General features: G+C 67.6%; 14 protein-coding genes and 1 pseudogene. 11 read left to right on the top strand and 4 right to left on the bottom strand.

Features of this window, described 5'->3' with window-relative positions; genetic code table 11:
- Window positions 1-612 precede the first annotated feature (612 nt).
- The 8 genes from EST92_RS09720 to EST92_RS32070 all read left to right on the top strand — a co-directional run bounded on the left by EST92_RS09720 (window position 613) and on the right by EST92_RS32070 (window position 12711).
- The gene (locus tag EST92_RS09720; protein WP_161981725.1) at window positions 613-2415 is read left to right on the top strand and encodes a serine protease; all 1803 of its coding nucleotides are present in this window, start codon (window positions 613-615) and stop codon (window positions 2413-2415) included.
- Window positions 2416-2484: 69 nt separating this feature from the next.
- Complete coding sequence (locus EST92_RS09715) at window positions 2485-4710, top strand: tetratricopeptide repeat protein (RefSeq protein ID WP_129280533.1); 2226 nt, start codon at window positions 2485-2487, stop codon at window positions 4708-4710.
- A gap of 29 nt (window positions 4711-4739) precedes the next feature.
- Window positions 4740-6245, top strand: coding sequence for a vWA domain-containing protein (locus EST92_RS09710; RefSeq protein WP_129280532.1), 1506 nt, complete (start codon window positions 4740-4742; stop codon window positions 6243-6245).
- Entirely contained in the window at window positions 6242-7207 is a 966-nt protein-coding gene (locus EST92_RS09705) for a hypothetical protein (protein ID WP_129280531.1), read from the top strand. Before EST92_RS09710 ends, EST92_RS09705 begins: the two co-directional genes overlap by 4 nt.
- Complete coding sequence (locus EST92_RS09700) at window positions 7204-8478, top strand: ABC transporter substrate-binding protein (RefSeq protein ID WP_129280530.1); 1275 nt, start codon at window positions 7204-7206, stop codon at window positions 8476-8478. The genes EST92_RS09705 and EST92_RS09700 overlap by 4 nt, the downstream gene beginning before the upstream one ends.
- 31 nt (window positions 8479-8509) lie before the next feature.
- On the top strand, window positions 8510-8863 hold the full coding sequence (locus EST92_RS09695) for a CU044_2847 family protein (protein ID WP_129280529.1): 354 nt from the start codon (window positions 8510-8512) through the stop codon (window positions 8861-8863).
- Between the two features lie 775 nt (window positions 8864-9638).
- Window positions 9639-11717, top strand: coding sequence for a SpoIIE family protein phosphatase (locus EST92_RS09690; protein ID WP_129280528.1), 2079 nt, complete (start codon window positions 9639-9641; stop codon window positions 11715-11717).
- Window positions 11718-12324: 607 nt separating this feature from the next.
- On the top strand, window positions 12325-12711 hold the full coding sequence (locus tag EST92_RS32070; protein WP_129280527.1) for a hypothetical protein: 387 nt from the start codon (window positions 12325-12327) through the stop codon (window positions 12709-12711).
- Here EST92_RS32070 and EST92_RS09680 read toward each other — a convergent pair.
- Window positions 12686-13847: pseudogene (locus tag EST92_RS09680) on the bottom strand (IS3 family transposase). The gene EST92_RS32070 and the pseudogene EST92_RS09680 overlap by 26 nt on opposite strands.
- On the opposite strand from EST92_RS09680, the gene EST92_RS32700 reads away from it, so the two are divergent.
- The 3 genes from EST92_RS32700 (at window position 13740) to EST92_RS32060 (ending at window position 15796) form a co-directional block, all read left to right on the top strand.
- Window positions 13740-14501, top strand: coding sequence for a hypothetical protein (locus EST92_RS32700; protein ID WP_174243970.1), 762 nt, complete (start codon window positions 13740-13742; stop codon window positions 14499-14501). The pseudogene EST92_RS09680 and the gene EST92_RS32700 overlap by 108 nt on opposite strands.
- A gap of 13 nt (window positions 14502-14514) precedes the next feature.
- Complete coding sequence (locus tag EST92_RS32695) at window positions 14515-15132, top strand: polymorphic toxin-type HINT domain-containing protein (RefSeq protein ID WP_129280525.1); 618 nt, start codon at window positions 14515-14517, stop codon at window positions 15130-15132.
- 349 nt (window positions 15133-15481) lie between these two features.
- Window positions 15482-15796 (top strand): hypothetical protein, encoded by a 315-nt coding sequence (locus EST92_RS32060; protein ID WP_254068710.1) that lies wholly within the window; start codon window positions 15482-15484, stop codon window positions 15794-15796.
- A 350-nt stretch (window positions 15797-16146) separates the two neighbouring features.
- On the opposite strand, the gene EST92_RS09660 is transcribed toward EST92_RS32060, so the two are convergent.
- The 3 genes from EST92_RS09660 to EST92_RS09650 form a co-directional block, all read right to left on the bottom strand.
- Entirely contained in the window at window positions 16147-16923 is a 777-nt protein-coding gene (locus EST92_RS09660) for an SDR family oxidoreductase (protein WP_129280523.1), read from the bottom strand.
- An 812-nt stretch (window positions 16924-17735) separates the two neighbouring features.
- Window positions 17736-17927, bottom strand: coding sequence for a hypothetical protein (locus EST92_RS09655; RefSeq protein ID WP_129280522.1), 192 nt, complete (start codon window positions 17925-17927; stop codon window positions 17736-17738).
- Window positions 17928-19855: 1928 nt separating this feature from the next.
- Window positions 19856-20275, bottom strand: a 420-nt coding sequence (locus EST92_RS09650; protein WP_216849085.1) for a hypothetical protein, incomplete at its 5' end; no start/stop codon positions are given.

The following is a 20275-nucleotide window of genomic DNA, read 5'->3' as shown; positions in this document are numbered from 1 at the left end:
AACCTATCGGCGCGACGCGGAGGCATGGTCGTGCGCTGGAACTCGATGCAATCGGGGGCGCGGTGTGACGCGCCGCGAGCGCAGTGGGGACAGCCGTTCCCCACCGCACGCGGATTGTGGACGAGCTGTACTCAACCGCCGGACAGGCTTAGACGGGACCTTCGCGGCGAGCGGCGCAAGAGCGGGCCCCTTGAAGCTCAGCCCCGGGCGGCGCCAGGGGCTGAGCGACGTCTCCTTCGCCTTGGCGCGCGCCGTGGTCCGAGTGGCGACCGTGCCGGGTCGGAACAGGCGATCAACCTGCTCAAGCCGGTACTGGTCACTGCCGACTCTGCGCCGCGGGTCTCGGAGGCGCAGACACGGCTGGAGCTGTTCCGCTGGCCGCCCTATACCCCCATCAAGCCCCTCTGGAAGCTGACCACGACCGACGCCGGGAAGAAGGCTCTCTCTCCTCGATACTCGACACCTGCACCAACTGCCCCGAAACCGCCGACCCTCCCCACCCACACCACAGAACGCGCTCTGGGTGGGAGGCACGGTCACAAGTTGACGGTTTTCCTGGCGGCTTCCCTCCGGCCGGGTATGGCACGCCCGGTTTCGCAATACCGTGAGTGCATGGGGCAGCATCACCACAGCGTCAAGCCGTGGCGGGTCAGAGTGGACGACGCTGAGGGGAATCCCCACGGCGCGGGCGTACTGCTCGACGACCGGCACGTTCTCACCTGCGCACACGTCGTCGGACTCACCGGGGCCGCACCCGGCGGAAGCATCGACCACCTCCGGATCACCAGTGTGGCCTGCAACCCGGAATGGACCCGCACGGCACGGGTGGCCCCCGGCTCGTGGGTGCACGAAGGCGACACCCAGCGCGGCGACGTGGCACTGCTCCAGCTCGACGAACCGGCCGGCTGCGGCACGCGGACCGCTCTCTGGCGGGCGCCCCTGTCCGGCGTCACCGTGAGCGCCTACGGCTTCCCCCAGGCGTCCAGGATGATCGGCATGGGAACGGACGCCGAACTGTCCGGCTTCTCCGGCGGCCGGGACGGCTGGGCTTTGCTCAACCTCGTGCGTCCCGGTAGCCCGTGGATCGAGCAGGGCTATTCCGGAGCCGGAGTGGTCGTCAAGGACGGAGAGTTCAAGGACCGCGTCATCGGCATCGTGGTGGCGGATTACATCGACGGTGAGGCCCGCGCCGCCTGGATGCTGCCGACCGAGAGCATCGCGGTGCACCTGCCCCAGATCAAGTCGTTCACCGACGGCGGCTGGGGCAACAGGATGCAATCCATCGACGAGAAGTGGCCGAACGGCGTGCTGGACGACGCACTGCAGCTCGCCCTGACCCGGGAGCTCACGCGACTGCTCGGCGGGACGTGGGCCGGCACGGCCGTGGTCGGCACCGGCAACGCGACCGGGGCGGGCACCTCCTGGCTCGTGCGCCTGGTGCGCACCGCCGACCCTGCGGCCCGGGCCGTTCTGTCCGACGACGAACTCACCGGGGCACCCGGGGACACAGTCCTCGGACTCGGGGCGATCGACGCGGCCTACGACGCCCGCGGCAGAACCGTGGCGGAGGTGACGGGCTACCTCGTGGACCGGTTCGGGCTCGCCGGTGGCGAAGACCGAAACATCGTCAGCCAGTTGCTGCGTCGCCGTCCTCCTGCCTGCCTGGTGGTCGGCAGCATCGACCAGGCCGAGGACCCCGAAGGGCTCATCCGCCATCTGCTGGGCCCGCTCGCCGCCCGCGCCCGATCCCGCGGCATCCGCCTCGTGCTGGGCTTCGAGAGCAAGCCGCCGGCCGACCTGTCCTACGACGTGTTCCTGGACCCCGAGCGGCTCGCCGAGGCCGTGCCTGGGGACGTGACCGCGGAAGAGACCGAGGAAGCCGTCGGACAACTCACCGCCGCGGAAGACGCGGCGGTCCGGCTGCAAGCTGAATGGGGGATGTCGTTCTTCGCCGTGTCGAGGCTGCCGCCTGCCGCCGCGCCCCGCCTACGGGTGCGGCGGCAGGCGGCAGCCTCGACACGGCGAAGAACGACATCCCCCATTCAGCTTGCAGCCGGACCGCCGCGGAAGACGCGGCGGTCCGGCTGCAAGCTGAATGGGGGATGTCGTTCTTCGCCGTGTCGAGGCTGCCGCCTGCCGCCGCGCCCCGCCTACGGGTGCGGCTGGCTGTCGCCCGCGGCAGTGCACCGGACCCGGAACTCGCCGCGATCCACGCCCACGCTGCCGCAGCCCACGCGGAGGTCACCCGTTACGTCGACGACCTGCGGCGCGCGATCACCAGACTTGCGGACCTACGCAAGACGCTGGAGCTGCACCGCGTACGGGCCGCCCGGTACTTCGGCGACGAGGATCGGAAACTCGGCGACCTCTACGCGCCCGCGGTCAGCGCGTTGCAGACCCCGCCGATCGACCTGAAGGCCGCACGGAAACGGGTCAAGTACTACACCGACGAGGTCAACCGCCGTATCGAGGAGGGAGCAGACCGTGCCGAACGGTGAAGCAGCGGAGCACGAACACCGCGCGGAGGACGACGGCGCCGTGGACAGCTGCACCCGCCCCGCATGCGGACGGGGTGTCATCGACGACCAGGGACTCTGCACCGAGTGTGGGCAACGGCCGCTGACACGCACACCGGCCGCACCGCCCGACGGGCCGGAAACCGAAGCCCAGGGCGTGAGCACCGGCGTGGCGCACGTACGCCCCGACCCCTGGTACGGCCTGGACCTCGCCGAGGCCGGAGGACCACCCGAAGCCGTGGAGATACCGGCCCCGCAGGCCGGACCGGTCGCCGAGGAACACCGCTATTGCGCCAACTCCGCGTGCAAGAAACCGGTCGGCCGGGGCCACGGCAGCACACCGGGCCGCACCATCGGCTACTGCCCCTACTGTAGGACCCGGTTCGACTTCACCCAGCCCCACGATCTCACCATCGCCGAACGCTACGACGTCGAGCGCTACCTCGGCTCCGGGGCGTACGGGGCCGCCTACCTCGCCCACGACCGCAACCTTGCCACGGACGTGGTCCTCAAGCGGCTGAACAACAGCGCGGTCGCCGCCACTGCGGAGAAGGAGCGGAACGTCCTGGTCGGGTTGCGGCACGACAGCATCGTCCGCATCTTGGGTTACGAGACCGAAGGCCCGCACCTGGTGCTGGAGCACATCCCCGGCGTCCCGCTCGCCGCCCGCCCCGGCGACCGGCTGGAATTCCTGCTCGCCCACGGTCTCCGCATCCTCCAGGCCCTCGATTACCTGCATGCCCGAGGACTGCTGCACTGCGACGTCAAGCCGGAGAACATCATCCGGTTCCGGGAGGAGAGCTCATTCGGGCCGCGCGACCGGGTGCGGCTCATCGATTTCGGCTCGGTGCGGACCCGCAAGGACGAGGGTCCGGTCACGGAGTACACCAGGCTCTACGCACCGCCCAAGGGTGACCCGGAACGCGTGCGCCCCACGCCCGGCTTCGACCTGTACTGCCTGGGCATGACGCTCAAGGAGGTGTGCCGCACCCAGCTGCGGGAGCGGACGGCACCCGGCATCGACTCCCTGCACCTGCTGTTGGACCGCGCGACCGACGCCGCCACGCCCATGCGCCGGTTCGTCTCCGCCCGCCAGTTCGGCGAGCAGCTCAGCGGGGTGATCCGGCAGGTCGTTGCCGCACCGCCGACACTGCGTCAAGTGGCCCGGTACTCAGCGCTGTTCGGCTCGATGTCGGAACCCCTGGACGGCGGGCTGGGAACAGCCCGGCCGCTCGCCCATTGGATCGCGGCGACCTCGAACGAGGACGGCACCCTGACGCTCCCGCCGGCCTTCGCGACACTGCCGTCCCAGACGATCGCGGCGGCACTCCCCACCCCGCTGGCCGACCCGGACGACCGGGACGTCGCCCCCACTGCCGAAAGCGCACTGGCCGAGAGCCGGCTCGCCCTCCGCCGGAAGGACGCGGCCCAGGCCGAACTCGCCCTGGACCGGGCGAAACTGCCCCCGTGGCACTGGCTGTTCTCTTGGTACTCCGGCCTGATCGCCCTGACCCGAAGCGACACAGAGCTGGCCACTACGCACTTCACCAACGTGCGCGCCGCGCTGCCCGGTGAGCTCATCCCGCAGCTCGCGCTCGGCCTCTGCGCCGAGCTGCGGGACGACCTCGCGGTCGCCCAGGCGCACTACGGCACGGTCTTCGACACCACCCCCGCCCTCGGCGCAGCGGGCTTCGGCCTGGCCCGCGTCCACCTGCTGGCCGGCCGGCGCACGGAGGCCGTGGACACCGCGGAACAGCTGGCACACGAATTCCGCTATGAACGGGAGGCCCGGGTGGCGGCGGTGCGGCTGCTGGTGACCGTCGCGGGACCGGAGCCCCACGGGAAGGCCGATCCGGGCAGCCCTGCGGCCGGCTCGGCGCACCCCGCCGGACCGACCGCATCCCACCTGGAGCGGGCCGGTGCGGCGCTGGCCGCGCTCGACGTGGATCCCGCCACCGCCGCCACCCTGCAAGCCGAGCTCCAGTACGCCGCATACCCGCACACTTGCGACCGGTTGACACTTTCGGAGACCGTCCGCCGACTCGCCCCGCACGCCCCCACCGAGCGCGACCACACCGCCCTGGTCGACCTGGCGAACCGGCTACGCCCCCCGCTGGCATGGCGACGTAGCAGACGCCGTAGCGGAACCGCTCAGTCGCGTTTCGGAGAAGGCACCAAGACGCTACGCTCCTAGTTGCCTCGGACACGCAATGGAGCGGTCAGGTGGTGCTGGTGGGGGACATGACGCCATTAGGGCTGAGCTTCGACATCGAGATGGACGCGACGTGGGACCTTGCGTTCGACGACGAGCAGGTGGACGCCCTGCTCACGATCAGGGCCAGCCCCGCCGCGGACGCGCCCTCCCCGACCCCGATCGCCGAAATCCTGATCATGGACAGGTCGCTGTCCATGGCCGGCCTCGGCAAGCTCAGCGAGGCGAAACGCGCGATGTGCGCCGCCATCGACACCCTCCAGGACGGCACATACCTAGGCATCATCGCCGGCCACCACGAAGCCGAGGTGATCTATCCGGACACCGGTGGCCTCGCTCGCGTCGATGCCGCGGCCAAGGCGGCGGCCAAGCGCCGCGTCATGGGCCAACTCCCCGGAGGCGGCACCGCCATCGGCACGTGGCTGACCCGCGCCAAGGAACTCTTCGACGCGCTGCCGGCGCGTGACACCGTACGCCACGCGCTGCTCTACACGGACGGCAAGGACGAGTACGAGTCGGCCGAGAAGCTGGACAGCGCGCTCGCGGAGTGCACCGACCAGTTCGTGTGCGACGCCCGCGGGCTGGGCAACGACTGGAACTACACCGAGCTGCTGCGGATTACCCAGGCGTTGCACGGCAAGGCGGAGGCGGTCGTCACCATCTCCGACCTCACCCGGGACTTCACCCACCTCATCGAGGAGGACCACAGCATCGTGGTGCCCCGGGTCTACCTCGGTCTGCTCCTGGGCGAGCGGTTCCGGCTGGGCTTCGTCCGCCAGACCGTCCCCGTCGAGGCCGATCTGACCACCCAGCAACAGCCCCACGACGACGAGATCCACATCCCGCTGGGCGCCTGGGCGGCGGAGAAACGCCAGTACCACCTCTCGCTCCGCTTCGACCCCGACAAGCTGCCCCTCGACGAGCAGCTGAGCGCCGCCCGCATCACCGTGCGCGCCGAATGCCCCGACGCCACCCGCACACCCTGCGCCGCCCCCAAGGACCTGCGCGTCCGGCGGCTGGCCACGCGGGACTTCCCGGTCCGCCCGCCCGAGAGCCTCACCCAGGTCGAGAACCTCCGCGAACTGGGAATGGCGATGCGCGCCTGCGCCGACGCCCAACAGAGCGGACGGTACGAGGAGGCCGACCGGGAACTGCGGCTCGCCCTCGAACTCTCCCAAGCCCTCGGCGACACCGAACGCCTGGAACTGCTGCGCGCCGTCAGCACGACCGGCCCCGACGGCCGGACGCAGGTGCGCCGCGACGCCTCGCGTGGACACATCCAGCAGCTCGGCCTCAGATCGACGCGGACCGCGGCCCGGGGCATCGACCCGTTCTCGCCGGTGCCGAACGGCGGTCCGGTGCAGCACCGTTGCCCGCGCTGCAAAGCCACGACAACGGCTCGGGAGCCGCAGTACTGCGAGGAGTGCGGCCACGCGTTCGACAGCGTGGCGGCCCCCGCAGCTCCGGACGACCCGCACGACGAGTCACCCGGCGACACTCCGGTGAACGCCTCATGACCCGGCTTGCGCCCGATGCCGAAACCTCACCGGACACCCCGACCGGATGGCGGCAACGGCTCCGAACGACCCACCCGACCACGGTGCTGCGCTGGCTCAGAGCGGGGGTCCTGTCTGCCGTGGCGGTCACCGCGCTGCTGTATCTCGTCGTCACGACCCAAGCCGACCGCCAGATAGCCGCCGCCCAACACACCAACGAGGCCATCGGCTTCATCAAAATGGCACAGAACGAGGCCCGGGCCGCGGACGCCGCACTCACTTCCGTCTTCGAGACCGGCCAGGTCTCCCTCATCGGCACCGGCTCCGCATACTCCAACCACATCGCCCGCGTCTACACCAACGTCACCTCCGCGGCGGAGGGCAACGCCGCCGGTAAACGGGGACTGACCCAGATCCAGTTCGTCCAGGGCCAGTTGACCACCTGCCTACGCCTGGCCGACGCCGCCGTACGCGACTACGCCCGCACCGGACAGGACGGCGTGCGGGCCGCCCACAACGCACTCACCGACGTCCGACAGCGGGACCGCGGCACCCAGCAGCCCGTCCCCGGCACCGGCGGCCTGACCGGCTCGCTCGACGACCTCAAGGCCACCGAGCAGAACGCACTGGACGAACAGCGCCACTCACGGTGGCTGGCCCCCGCCTACCTCTGGCCGCTGCTCGTCGGACCGGCAGCCGTCATGCTGTTGCTCGTCCTGGCCACCGGCTACGTCCTCGCTCGTCACTTCCGCCGGTACATCGGCCTGCGACTCCCACTCGCGCTGCTGGCCACCACGGTGGTCGGCATCGGCACCGGTACCGCCGTCCTCTCCGCTCTCGACCCACAGCACCTGGCCGAGCACCCGTTGGTCAGAACCCCGGTGACCTTGACACTCGCCCTGGCACTGCTCGCCACCGCGGCCGCCCTCACCTACCTCGCCTACCGGCCCCGCCTCGCGGAATACCGATTCCCACGGTCATGAACACACTGATCACGCGCCTGACGTGCTGCGCCCTGTCCGTCGCGCTGCTCTTGACGGCCGCCGCCTGCGGCAGCGGCCAGCCGCCGGACCGGCTGACCGTCATGGTCCCCTGGTCCCGCGCCGAGTTCCAGGCGTTCTACTCGGTGCTCAAGTCCTTCCACCGCGACACCGGCATCCAGGTCGACGTGGAGGTCACCCGCGCCCAGGCCGAGCAACTCGACGCCGCGGTGGCCGCCCACGCAACACCCGACCTGGCCGTACTGCCGAGCGTGGGAGCACTGGACCACTACGCCGAGAACGGCAACCTCCAGCCGCTCGGTGCGGTCACCAAGGACTACCGGGAGCCGTTCCGCGGACTGGCAACCGTCCACGGCAAGGTTTACGCGGTCCCCGTCAAAGCAGACGTCAAAAGCCTCATCTGGTACAACCCCGCAGTCACCCGCACACCACCACCCTCGGCACTCCCCGATCTCCAAACCCTCACCCGCCGCACCCCCGGCGCTTGGTGCCTGGGACTGGCATCCGGTCCGACCTCCGGTTGGCCAGGCGCCGATTGGATCGCCGACATCCTCCTCGCCCGCAACGGACCGGGCGGGCAAGGCGGCCGGGGTGACTACGAGAAGTGGCTCTCCGGCGACCTCGCATGGAACTCCCCGCAGGTCTCCGAGGCCTGGAAGACCTGGCGCACCCTCGTCGCCGACAGCCTCCGCGGCGCCTCCGTCCGCGCCTACGACGACGCCGCCGGCGGCATGACCGCCAAACGCCCTACCTGCTCCCTCGCCCACGGCACCCTGTCCGCCATGGGCTTCCCGAACTCAGCCCGCCCGGGCACCGCCTACGACTACGTGACCTCGGTCCCGGAATCCGCGCGCCGACTGGAGGTTTCGGCGGACTATCTCGGCATGTTCACCAAGAACCCCAGCGCGCAGGCGCTCATCACCTACCTCTCCCACGCCGACGTGCAACGCGACTGGGTCAACAAGCCCGGTGGCTACGTCTTTTCCGCCGACACCAAGGTCACCCCTGCCCAGTACAACAACGCCGTGCAGCGCCGCATCGCCACCATGCTCCAGCCCTACTCCGGCTACACGCTCTGCTTCAGTGCCGCCGACGCGATGACTCCCGACCTGTCCGCCGCCTTCTACCGAGCCGTCCTCGACTACGCGGCCGGCGCACCGCTGCAACCTCTCCTCCAAGGGCTCGACGCAATCCAGCGCTCACGAGGAAGTTCCCCGGCCCCTGCAGGGAGTCTCTGCTCCGCCTCCTCCTGATTGCCGCACACCGTCTCACCCTGGGAGTGCCATGCCGGACGCCATCGAGTTCACCCTCTCCGACGGCACCGCCGTCCTCGTCGCGCCACCGGCCCGCAGCGGCACCGGAGCGGTCGGCCTCAGCGACCGCCTGCAAGCCGCACAACAGGGCTTCCGCGAGGCGCTCACCCCCGTCACGACTGCCGCCGCAGAGGCGATCGACGGGTTCCGCAACCTCGTCCACCCCCCCGACGAGGTCGAGGTCAACTTCGGCGTCGTCCTGGACGGCAAACTCGGCGGCCTCATCGCCGGCGCCAACGCCGGCGCCCACCTCGACATCACCCTCCGCTGGAAGGGCTCGCCCACCACCCCGCCCGCCGACGCCGAGGCCGAACCCTCGTCCTGACGCGCCGGCATCACCAGTGTGCCCGGGGCCCGCCTGCCTGCACGCTCCCCTACGCCGCACACGCCGGCAGACGGGCCCTGGGCAGGGTCACCTGCTCATTCGCATAGCCCACCCGCAGCACCTGGAGATCGGCCGGTGCCGTCCGACGATCTGCAGCCAGGCTGGCAGTCCGTCGTCGGTGATCCAGCCACGGCGAGAAGAGTCACCAACGTCACGCAAGAAAGTGAGCAATAAAATGCGCACGGGCTCGCGATCCCCGTTAATTGCCGCTGCCATCGCCATGACGGTGGTGGTTCCGGGCTGCAGCGAGACCCCAGCCGACCGGCCGACTCACAAGATCGTCAAGCACACATTTTACGGCGTCGCCCCTGAGTCCCGGTTCCGCCAGCGGGAGATTCTCAGCTGGACGTCCCAGGACGTGGGTGCCCGCAGGGACGGGACAGGATTGCCCGGTGGGCGTTGCCCCGACCGTGGGCTGAGCCTTCGGCTGCGCGGATGCCTCGGGGCGAAGCGCACGGATGCCCCATCGCCATGGCCATCCCGGCCTCCCCAAGGTGCGTAAGCGCGCCGCGGCGGTCGCCGATTCGAGCCGAAGCATGGACCTGCTGACCAGCGAGGAAGGCTCGCAGCTGGGGCCCACCTGCGGAGAAGCGGCAGCCGCGGCCAGCCCGCATTGCCTGTCCGCCGTGTGCCCTGGATCAAGCGCCATTCACCAGGAAAATCGACACATCACCTCGTATCTTGGTGAGGACGGCAAGAACGTGAGTGATGGCGCGTGCCATCCCGTGTGCACGTGCCCATCAACGCTGTTGGGACGGTGTGCAAGGTGATTTCTGCGCATGCGGGAGGTCGGCCTGGTGGGCGACCTACGTGGCCACCGTTCGTAGTGGCCGAGCCACAGTCCGGCACCCCGCCTGCCACAGTGCTCGTCGATCCCGACGGGCGGATCCAGCGCTGGAGCGACGGCGCACAGGCACTGACCGGCTATCCGGATCAGGAGGTCATCGGCCGGGACGTGGCACTGCTCGCCGACCGGACGAGGCTGCGGGGAGGTGCGCTCGTCCAGGCGCTGCTGCGCACCGCCGGCGGCGTACACACCGACTGGCTCCGCTGCCGCGACGGCACCTGCCGCAGCGTCACCTGGCACCCCGTGCCCCTTCCGCTGGCGACCGGTACGGGCCTGCTCGCCGTGGCGGTGCCCGAGGCGCAGGTGAACAGCCAGGGCCATTCGGTCACGCTCGACCGACTTCTGCATTCCTCACCCGTCGGCCTGGCGGTGACCGACAGGGAACTGCGCTTCGTGTACATCAACGAGACACTCGCCCACCTGCATCGCATCCCTGTCGAACAGCATCTGGGCCGTTCCATCCTCGGAGTTCTGGATCTGCCCGATCCGGAAGCGTTCGAAAGGTTGCTGCGCCGCGTTGCGGACGAGGGGCTAACCGTCGAGAACATCCGGTTGGCGGCCAACCGGACGGACGGCGATCCGTACGAAACCCTCGCAAACCTGTTCCCGCTTCAAGGGTCTGACGGCAGGGTCATGGGCGTAGGAGCCATCGTCTACGAGTTGACGAACGGCGGAGAGGAACTCCTGGACACGGCCCACGGGCGGCGCAGGCTGGAGCTGCTGGGCCGGGTCAGTGCCGGGCTCGGCCAGGGGTTGGACCCGCGGACCGTCGCGACCGAGCTGGTAGCGGCCTGCGTTCCGGGATTCGCCGAAGCTGTCGAGGTCGATCTGCTGGAGAGCGCGGCGCATCCGACCGCCGATTCCTTCGATACCCGTGCGGCGGAGTCCGGCGAGCAGCCCGCTGAGCCGCCGGAGCCTCTCTTCCACCCCCTGAATCTCACCTCAGGCACCAGCAGGCCCCGTCCCGAGGACGAGCTGCCGCAGCCACGTCCGACGCTCCGGGCCGCCGCGCAGTGCGTCAGCTCGGCGCAGCCGGTGGCGTTCGAAAGCGCGAAGAAGGACGGGTCCGCACTGCACGGCTTGGCGGTACCGCTGATCGCGGTCGGCAGGATGATCGGAGCGGTGACCTTCCTACGGCAGGTGGATGCCTTCAGTTCCGAGGACACGCTGCTGGCGCGCGAGATCGCGGCCCGTACCGCCACCGCGATCGACAACGCGCTGCTCTACCGACGCGAACGGCTGGCCGCTCTCGCGCTCCAGCGCCACCTGCTCCCCACCCAGCTGCCCTCGGAGAAGTGGTTCCAACTGGCGTACCGCTACCGCCCGGCCGAAGACGACTCCTTGGCCGGGGGCGACTGGTACGACGCGGTGACCCTCCCGGGCGGCAGGATCGGGTTGGGGATCGGTGACGTGATCGGCCATGGCGTGGGCGCCGCCGCCGCGATGGGCTGCTACCGCTCCTCGGTGCACGCGCTACTGGCCGTGGGACTGCCGCCAGGGCAACTGCTCACCCGCTTGGACGGGTTGTTCGCCGGCATCGACGGCGAACTCGCCGCGACGTGTACCTGCGTCGTGTACGACGGGGGTGTGGGACGCTGTCGCATCGCGCTCGCCGGACACCCGCCCCCTCTGTTGGTCACGCCGGACGGATCGGTGGCCGTGCTGGGGTGCGAGCCAGGACCGCCCGTGGGGATGGGCCTCCACGACGTGTACGCCGACGAGGAATACCCCGTCCCGCCAGGGAGCCTGATAGTGCTCTACACGGACGGGATGATCGAAGACCGCAAAGCGGTTCTCGACCTCGACCAGGGAATCGCGCTCCTGAGCCGTGCCGTCCGCGACCCGAAGGCACCCTTGGACGAGATCTGTGACGCGATGACGGCCGTACGACCGGCCAGCTCCGCGGACGACGCCGCGCTCCTTGTCGCACGACTGGGCCGGCTCTGAACGCAGCCGTTGTTGGGAACCACAGCGGAAGCGACGATCGATCGGACCCGAAGTGAAGTGTCGAGGCGACGCCGTCGAACCACTTCGCCAAGACGCTGTGTACGAGGCTTCGCCATGCCCGAGAAGCCACCGACCGGCAAGGGGTAGTGCGACGAGTACCCCTGTGCATTCACCTACGAAGGGTCTGCGCGCTACAGGCCGAGGTACGACAACAACCTCAAATACCGGGGCTGGTGGTCCGCCCAGTGGGTGCTCAAAGACGACAACGACGAAGCGTGAGCACGGCTCGGGCGCTGGTACACCAACGACCGGATCCTTGACCACGAAGTCACGCAGACCCACACAGGCGAGAGCGTTGAAGCCTGCCCGATGCCCGTGAATTGGCGCGGTGTGTCCGCGGTGGTGATTGCAGGTGTGCAGCCAGCCGGGGACGGTGGGGCACGCGAGCCTTTCTGTTGGTGTGGACGCTCACCTGTCCACACCCCCGGACAGAACAGCTAGGCGCCCCGGACGACGGCTGCCAGACCGCTCTCGTGCATGGCGTCGCAAAGGGGAGAGCGTATGGTCGCGCCGTGGTGGCATCGCCCGGGCCGAGGTAGTAGCGCTGGTGCAGCGGGTCGATCCGGTCTGCGGCAACAAAGGCGAGCACCTCGATGGCACGCGGCGAAGTCGGCAGGCGAAGGTCGGCGTGGTCGTCCTCGGAGAGCACGACCACGCGCCCGTCGCCGACGTCGCGAGTTACCTGGTCATAGGGGACCTCGACGCCCCCGCGTTCGCAGCCGCAGCGCAGCCGGATCCGTCCGCCCCCACACCGCATGTGGACCTGGTGAAGCGGGACACGATGCGGGGCGGTCGCGGCGTGGACGGTGACCGGCACCAGCTGCAGCGCGGCACCTCCGACCGCATCCGCTACCAACGCGTGAACGAAAGAACGGGGGGTCTGCTGCAGATTTGGGTGACAGGTTCAGTCACGCGGCCTGGAGGGCCGGTGTGATCATGACGGTTTCGTATTCGACGGGGGTCAGCCGGCCGAGCGAGGCTTGTCGGCGGCGTCGGTGGTAGGTCCGTTCGATCAGGTCACGATCGCGATCCGCAGCTCCTGACGGGTGGCCCACGAACGGCGGTCGAGGACGTTCTTCTGCAGCAGGCTGAAGAAGGACTCCATGGCCGCGTTGTCGCCTGCCGCACCGACCCTTCCTATCGATCCGGCCATCCCGTGGTCGTCGAGCGCCCGGACGAATTTCCGTGACCGGAACTGCGACCCGCGATCGCTGTGCAGAATGCATCCGGCAACGTGTCCACGCCGGGCAACAGCGTTGTTCAGGGCGGCCACGGCCAGGCGGGACTTCATCCGCGCGTCGATGGAGTAGCCCACGATCCTCTTGCTGAAGACGTCCTTGATGGCACAGAGATACAACTTCCCTTCACCGGTGGCGTGTTCGGTGATATCGGCGAGCCACAGGCGGTTTGGGCCATCCGCGCTGAACACACGGCGGACCAGGTCGTCGTGCACCGGCGGACCGGCCTTCTTGGTCCTGCCACGCCTTTTCCCGAACACGCTCCACCAGCGGTTGTCCCGGCAGATCCGCCACGCGGTCCGGTCGGCCATGACCGACCCCGCGTCGCGGGCCTCGTCGGCCAGGTAGCGGTAGCCGAACCTCGGATCCTCACGATGCGCCTCGAACAACGCGTTCGCGCGGTACGCCTCCTCCAGCACGGCGTCGGTCACCGGCCGGACGAGCCAACGGTAGTAGGGCTGTCTGGCGAGCTTGAGGACCCGGCACGTGACCGTGACGGGAACCCCGCCGACGGCCAGCTCTTTCACGAGCGGGTAGATCCTTTTCCCGGCAGATTCGCCTGCGACAGGTAGGCAGCGGCCCGGCGCAGGACCTCGTTCTCCTGCTCCAGCAGCTTGATCCGCCGGCGCGCTTCCCGCAGTTCCGCGTTGTCCTGGTTGGTCGTTCCAGGCTTTGTCCCGTCGTCGATGTCCGCGCGACGCATCCATTTCCACAGCGTCATCGCGTGCACTCCGAAGTCGGCGGCCACCTGCTCGACCGTCACGCCCGGGCCGCGGTTCCTCGCGACCCGCACGACATTCTCGCGGAACTCTGCCGGATAAGGCTTGGGCACAGCGACATCCTTCCCACCCGCCCTACAGGGCAAGCCAGTTCAGATGTCACCCGATCGTGCAGCAGACCCGAAAGCTCCGCAGCCCAGGCGGAGTTCTCCGCCAACTACGCGCGCAACTCGGCCTACCTCGCCACTTCGACAGCCGACGACGCCCGCGCCGCCGCACTCGACGCCGGCAAGAGCGCCAAGGAAGCCACCACCCTCGCCACCCAGGCATGGACGGAGGTGAAGAAGAAGCGCGAGAGCGAAGTGGCTGAAGCACGCCGCAAGGCCGAAGAAGCCCGCAAGCAACAGGAGAAGGAGAAGGCCAAGAGGCCACACTGCGTCTCCCACACCGGCAACGAAATAGCCGGGCTCCTGCCCTGCGTGATGGCCGGCGGCGACGTCACTCCCGTCATCGACCCCACCCTGTCCGCCGTGGTATGGGAAATCACCGGACTCAACGACCTCAAAGAGTGCATCAAAAACCCCAACTTCGGAGCATGCACCGCCTTCGCCATTTCCGTCCTCCCGGTCGGAAAGGTGAAACTCCTCAAGAAGCTCGGTGAAGGTATAGAGGACATCTCCGAGAGTTCGCGGGTCGCCAAAACAGCGAAGTGCTTCAAGTGCTTCCTCGCCGGCACCAAAGTACTCATGGCGGACGCAGCACGATAAGCGTTTCAATGAATTGACGCTCGCCACCCCTCAAGGCAATCGACGCCTCACTGCCACAAATGAGCATCCGTTCTGGTCCCCCTCACAGAATGACTGGGTCGAGGCCGCACGCCTTCGGCCGGGCATGACGCTCAGAACGGTCAATGGGAGCGCAGTCAAGATCGAGAGGAACCGCCCTTTCGCCGCAAATGCCAGAACTTACAACCTCACCGTCGAGGACATGCACACGTATTATGTATTTGCAGGTGAGACCTCCATACTCGTGCACAACGCCGGAGAGTGCCCAGTAGACGGACTGCCACACGGCGCGCTGGGTGAGGCCGCTACCCTGCAGAGGCTTCAGAAGGCCGGATACACCAACATAAAAAGCGAGGTCAGGTTCAAGAATAGTCGTGGCGATGTATTCAGGGCCGACTTTGTAGCACAGGACACAGCGGGAAACTGGGTGGCAGTCGAGGTAAAAACTGGGAAAGGGGCATCTCTTACCGATAATCAGCGCCTGGGGTACGCAGAACTCGGTCGCACCGGCGCGGTATTGAACACGAATCGAGTGCCCGGCCTATCGAAAGGTGCAACGGTTAAGATGAAGGTTGAAGTGGACTTGTGGCGATGTCCTGCCTGCGATCCATAGTCTGCGCCTGGTCGGATAGGACGAGAATACGGGAGGTATTCTGATGGGGTCGAAAGCGGCCGTGATGGTTGTTTCCGAGGGTGATCCGCGAAAGGCTTTTCAGTCGATGCTGGAAGTCCGTCCGTCCGGGTCGAAGGCTCTGGCCGAAAGAGTCCTCGGAACCGCAGTGCAAGAGATGGAACCCCTACCCCTCGATCTCGGGGTTTGGCCTGAGTCCGGTACCGTATGCGCTGCGTCCCTTCCCGGGTTCGAGGTCATCTGTTCTCGTAAACTCGCACAATCCAGTCCGAGTCACCTGACCGAAATGGTCTCCGAGTGGGCGGCAGGGCGGCATGCTTATGGCGTATTCATGGACAGCGCTGAAGACTGGTCAGCCTTCGCTGTCTGGTCACGTGGCGTGCTGGTTCGCGGAGTGAGTTTGAGCCCCGACTCCGGGATCATTGAGGACATGGGCGACCGACTCCCCTTCGAAGCGCCTTTCTGGGAAGGGCGGCGACGCGTGCGCCGTACGCCGGGCTACGCCCTTCCTTTTCACCCGATCGACCTTGGAAATGAAGCACTCAAGGAATTCTTCGGATTTATTCTCGAAGGGCAAGAAAGTGCTAGTTGCCTCGACCCTGAGGAGATCGAAATTCCGGCCTTCCGGGTGTCTCCACAGACGTGATTCTCGCATTGGACACCTGCCCACTTGCAAGCCGAAGGTGCGCTTCAGACTAGCGCCGCACCAAGCAACGTCGCCCTGGTGTGACGCGCCGCCCGAAAGTAATCCGGGCGGCGCGGGGCATCATGCTGTCCGCAGGTGCTTTCCGGACACCTGGAGTGTTTCCGCAGGTAAGGCCTTGTGGCAACAGGTGCGTCGGTGTGAAGAACCCCCGTCGAATGGCTCCGGCGGGGGTTCCTGGTTTTGCCCCCTGCCTCGGATACCAGTCCGTCCGAGTCGCAGAAGCGGAGCGGGTGCCGCCACTGGTCAGCATCGGCAATCGTGCGTTGCCTGCCAGCGGCGTGGCCGGGCCCTCAGGTGAGTCCGCCGTCGGCGCGGATGTTCTGGCCGGTGACCCACCGGTTGTCCGGGCGGACGAGCAGGGCGACGAGGTCGGCCACGTCGTCGGGCCGGCCGATCCGGCCGAGCGCGGTCATGGCGGCGGCACCGTCGAGGGCGTCCGGGTGGGCGTCCGCCCGGAGGAGATCCGTGTCGGTCGGGCCGAGCGAGAGGGTGTTGGCCGTGATGCCCCGGTGTCCGAGTTCGCGGGAGGCGACACGGGTGAGCTGTTCGACGGCAGCCTTGCTGGCTGCGTAGAGGGCCTCGCCCGGGCTGGGCCAGTGCGTGCCGACCGTGGAGAGGGTGATGATCCGTCCGCCGTCGCGCATGCGGGCCGCGGCGTGCTGAAGGGTCAAGAATGTGCCCCTCGCGTTCACGGCCATCACGCGCTCCCACTCCTCGAGAGTGGTCTCTGCGAGGGGTGCGTTGGTGAACACTCCGGCATTGGCCACCAGGATGTCCAGCCCGCCCACCCCGGCCTGGTGGAATGCTCCGTCGGCCGCGGCGAACACCTCGGCGACCTGGTCCGGGATGGCCAGATCGAGCGGGACGGCGTAGGCCCTGCCGTTCAGCTCAGCGATCTCGGCGATCAACGTATTGGCCGCCTCGGACTGCGTGTGGAAGGTGAAGACCACTGTGGCGCCGTCCGCGGCCAACCGGCGGGCGATCGCGCGGCCGATACCGCGCGATCCACCGGTGACCAGGGCACCGCGCCCTGCCAGGGGCTTGGTGGACGTATCAGAGGAAGTCATGGCGGCACGATGACATCGATCGCGGACCGGGTCGCTCCTCAATCGCCGAAAGGGTGACAGTCTGGGCCCGAAGAGTCGTGCTGCTGACTCTTGGGGTAGGCCGGGGACCGCTCGGAGCGGGAGGTTTTCTGCCCTCGTGTGGTGCGTTCCTTCTCCTCTGCGAGAGCTTCCGGCAGCCCTGTTCGTCGTTCACGGCCAGCGCTTCCCGGCATGCGCGGTGTCTGTTCAGGCCCCGTTGTCGCCTGCGCAGGTTCTGCGAATCGGGACCCTTTACTCGGAGACGAGCTGATCGCCATCACCGGGACGCAATGAAATGGGAGCGGGCTCGGGACGGAGACCGGTCCATGCCCGTCAGCGTGTCCGTGGGGACGGTGTACGCGCCCGTTCAACGAAGCTCCGCCGCAGGGGTCACAGCCTGCTGGGAGAGGGTGCCTGTCACGCAATGCGAATCGGGAGGGCTCGCCCTTCGCGCCTTCCACCCCGGGGGCTCAACCACCGCGACGCAAGCCGGCTGGGTCCGGGTGGTCGCTGGAGAGGGCGGCGAGGAGCTTCCCCACCTGGGGAGAGGGCAGTGTGCGGACGCCATCGGCCAGGGTGCCCATGCCGACGAGGCGGTTGCCGTCGACGACCGGCAGGCGGCGGACCTTGTAGGAGCCATGATCGCCACGATGTCGTGGGCGTCGACGGTGACGGCTTCGCCATGGGCGAGGTCACCGGCGCAGGTCTGCTGCGGGTCCCGGCCCTCGCCTAAGACCTTGATCACGAGATCGCGGTGTGTGCCTGGTCGCGTGAACAAAGCCACCAGGAGCCGGTCAGGTGGCGGGGTGCGCGGGCTCTTTCGTGATCCATGCTCCGCCGGAGCAGTCTTCGGGCAGGGGCGGGAAGGTGTGGTCCGTGACGTTGGTGCTGGTGTACCACCGATGGATTTCTCCGCAGTCGCACTCGTAGATCCCACTGTCGGGAACGCTCTCGCCGGGCCGGAACCTCTGGGCTCGTTCGCTCATGCTTGTTCGCTCATGCCCTCCTGTCTACGGCCGGCTTCTGGTGCTCGCGACTCGAAAACCGAGCCTGGAAGGTGTCGGCGACCATACGAGCGAAAACACCGCCCACCCCGCGCCGCCCCGCGCCCCAGCGGCGCTCAGCCGAAGCTACGGCGGAGAGGACAGGCTGTCGCGCCGCCGCCGGTGAGCCCGGAGAACGTCAACTGCATGCCGGATCCCGCTCCGGAGCCCTCCGTCCGAGAGCTGTCCCAGGCCCCTCGTGTCCGGCACGCTGACCTTTCCCTCTTGGCTGCAGAGGCGACGGATATTGTGCCGGGCAGTGGTGCGATCTCCGCCGAGTCAACCGAGAGTCGCCACCCCGCCGAGCGCCAGAGCCTGGCGACGGTCGGCCTCCCGAACGGTACCGACAGCCCTCCCCAGCTTCCGGTGGTTGAGGCCAAGATCCGGACCATACACGGACCAAGGGCCTCCCGACGGGAGCCACAGCCACCATTGCAGCATGCCAGCACCACTATGAGCGCTGTACCACCCGCAGAACGAAGAACCTGCTGAGCGCACCGGACACCTGTACAGCCGACTTCCCTCAGCGCCTCGAACTCTCAGCGCCCCACCGTACTCACGCAGCCAGCAGGGCCTCTGACCAGCGCACAGATCACCTGACAGCTCATCAGAACGAGCGTCAAATGAGCGTCAGGAGCGTCATTTCAGCGTCAAGATATCGCCCGTAACGCCCACACCGCACATAGCGCACGCTCAAAACCGCAGGTCAGACGCCCTTACCCGCCTTCTCCAGCACCACCACACACTCCACATGATGCGTCATCAGGAACACATGGATCGCGAGCCGACAAGGTGCCAGCGATCAGCGGGGAGGCGGCTTGCCGCGTCTTACTGCCGGGACCCGGCCTGTTCCCCGCTGCGCTGAGCACCATTCACCCGGCGCCCATGCTCCCGGTTCTTCTCCGGGCCGCGAGCCGTTCGAGAAGCATGCGTTGCCGTTCATTCAGGGCAGACCCCCGATGCACAAACACCAGCCCACACCGCAACCCCACCCGCTGCAGAGAGCTGAAAGAATGGCTGCAGCGACTGGGAGTGCCCTGGGGCTTTTCTGGGACTTCCGGCTGCATCAACAGGCACGAGCGTGAAACACCCGAAAGGCCGTCTGCGCAGGTCAGCGAGCAAGTGCCCCTCATCGTGGCAGGTCACAGCGCTGGCTGGTCTCTTCCGGGATATCTGAACTACGGATGCCGCCGCACCCTTTCTGACCTGCGTGAATACGGGCCAGGAGAGGGTGTGCGCCAGCTGGTTCAACGGGCCCGAGAGCGTCCCAGCCACGTCCCCTTCCACCTTTCCCCGGCGCGACTCGGAGTCGAGCAGGCTGGTCACTGCCCTTAAGTTAAGGGCAGTGACCAGCTGAGGCAGTGGGCTCACCTGATACGCAGGTCGGGGTTTCTCGAATCCAGGCGAGTTCCAGTAGAGGAAACGCTACGGAGTGCGCATCCACGCAGGTGATTCGACCCCGTTAAGGTCGTTCCACGCCACGCAGTAGGCACGACATTCGGGTCCGACGTATCGCCACACAGACTTGAGATCGAAGCCACTGTCCCAGGCGTTCAAGAGTGACTCAAAGAACCCCGTGGAAACAGCCGTGCTGTCGTTCTCGCTCCCGTGCGCCTCGACATTTTCGAGAAGAGCAAGGACTTGCTTGCATTGGTCCTGGGTCAGTTCGGTTGCTCGCTCAGCAAATGCCCGCCCAAGATTTGCCAGTCGCAGCGTGAGTGGAGGAACGTCCTCAGCGCCCTCCACTGCGCTTACGCTGCCTTCGGCAGGCGAGCCACCGCGCCATGCCTCAGTGTCTGCCCGATCTTCAGAAGCAAGCATGTCGCTGATCGCGAGCAGGTCATCCCACCACGTTGGTGTTGGCATCAATCCTACTTTCCATCCAAAGCGTCTTGCATGTCGCGAATCAACCTCTCCGCGATGTTTCGATCTGCTTGGTCGGCCCCAGGGTTCTTCTGGATCCAATTCTTCAGGAAGGTAACGGAATGCTCGGCCTTCTGCGAATGACTTTTCCCTCCAACCTCCCGACCTGCCAGCCTTTCGTATCGCACGGCTGCTGCCGTGCTGCCATCTCCAACCGTTGCGCCCGCACGGTAGATATAGTTGATATGTTCGGCCAGCTTAGAATCCCTTGCATAGGGCTTTGATACCTCTTTCTGCAATACCTCCATGTACTGCTCGTGCAGGAATCGGTTGTGCGCCAGCTGGTCCATAGGGCGCAACTCGCCGGCGAGCCACCTCCAACCAAACTTCCTGCCAAGCGGCTTGAACAGTCTGGCCAGTCCGGACCC

Source organism: Streptomyces sp. TM32, from assembly GCF_004122755.1.
Taxonomy (GTDB): domain Bacteria; phylum Actinomycetota; class Actinomycetes; order Streptomycetales; family Streptomycetaceae; genus Streptomyces; species Streptomyces sioyaensis.
The sequence above is the reverse complement of the archived record's forward strand: the minus strand, read 5'-3'. Positions and strand labels throughout refer to the sequence as shown.

What these genes read in the sequence shown, in the direction of transcription:
- EST92_RS09695 (WP_129280529.1), top strand. Translation starts at nt 8,510, where the DNA reads ATGCCGGACGCCATCGAGTTCACCCTCTCCGACGGCACCGCCGTCCTC.
- EST92_RS32060 (WP_254068710.1), top strand. Translation starts at nt 15,482, where the DNA reads ATGGACAGCGCTGAAGACTGGTCAGCCTTCGCTGTCTGGTCACGTGGC.
- EST92_RS09660 (WP_129280523.1), bottom strand. Translation starts at nt 16,923, where the DNA reads ATGACTTCCTCTGATACGTCCACCAAGCCCCTGGCAGGGCGCGGTGCC.
- EST92_RS09705 (WP_129280531.1), top strand. Translation starts at nt 6,242, where the DNA reads ATGACCCGGCTTGCGCCCGATGCCGAAACCTCACCGGACACCCCGACC.
- EST92_RS09720 (WP_161981725.1), top strand. Translation starts at nt 613, where the DNA reads ATGGGGCAGCATCACCACAGCGTCAAGCCGTGGCGGGTCAGAGTGGAC.
- EST92_RS09700 (WP_129280530.1), top strand. Translation starts at nt 7,204, where the DNA reads ATGAACACACTGATCACGCGCCTGACGTGCTGCGCCCTGTCCGTCGCG.
- EST92_RS09655 (WP_129280522.1), bottom strand. Translation starts at nt 17,927, where the DNA reads ATGAGCGAACGAGCCCAGAGGTTCCGGCCCGGCGAGAGCGTTCCCGAC.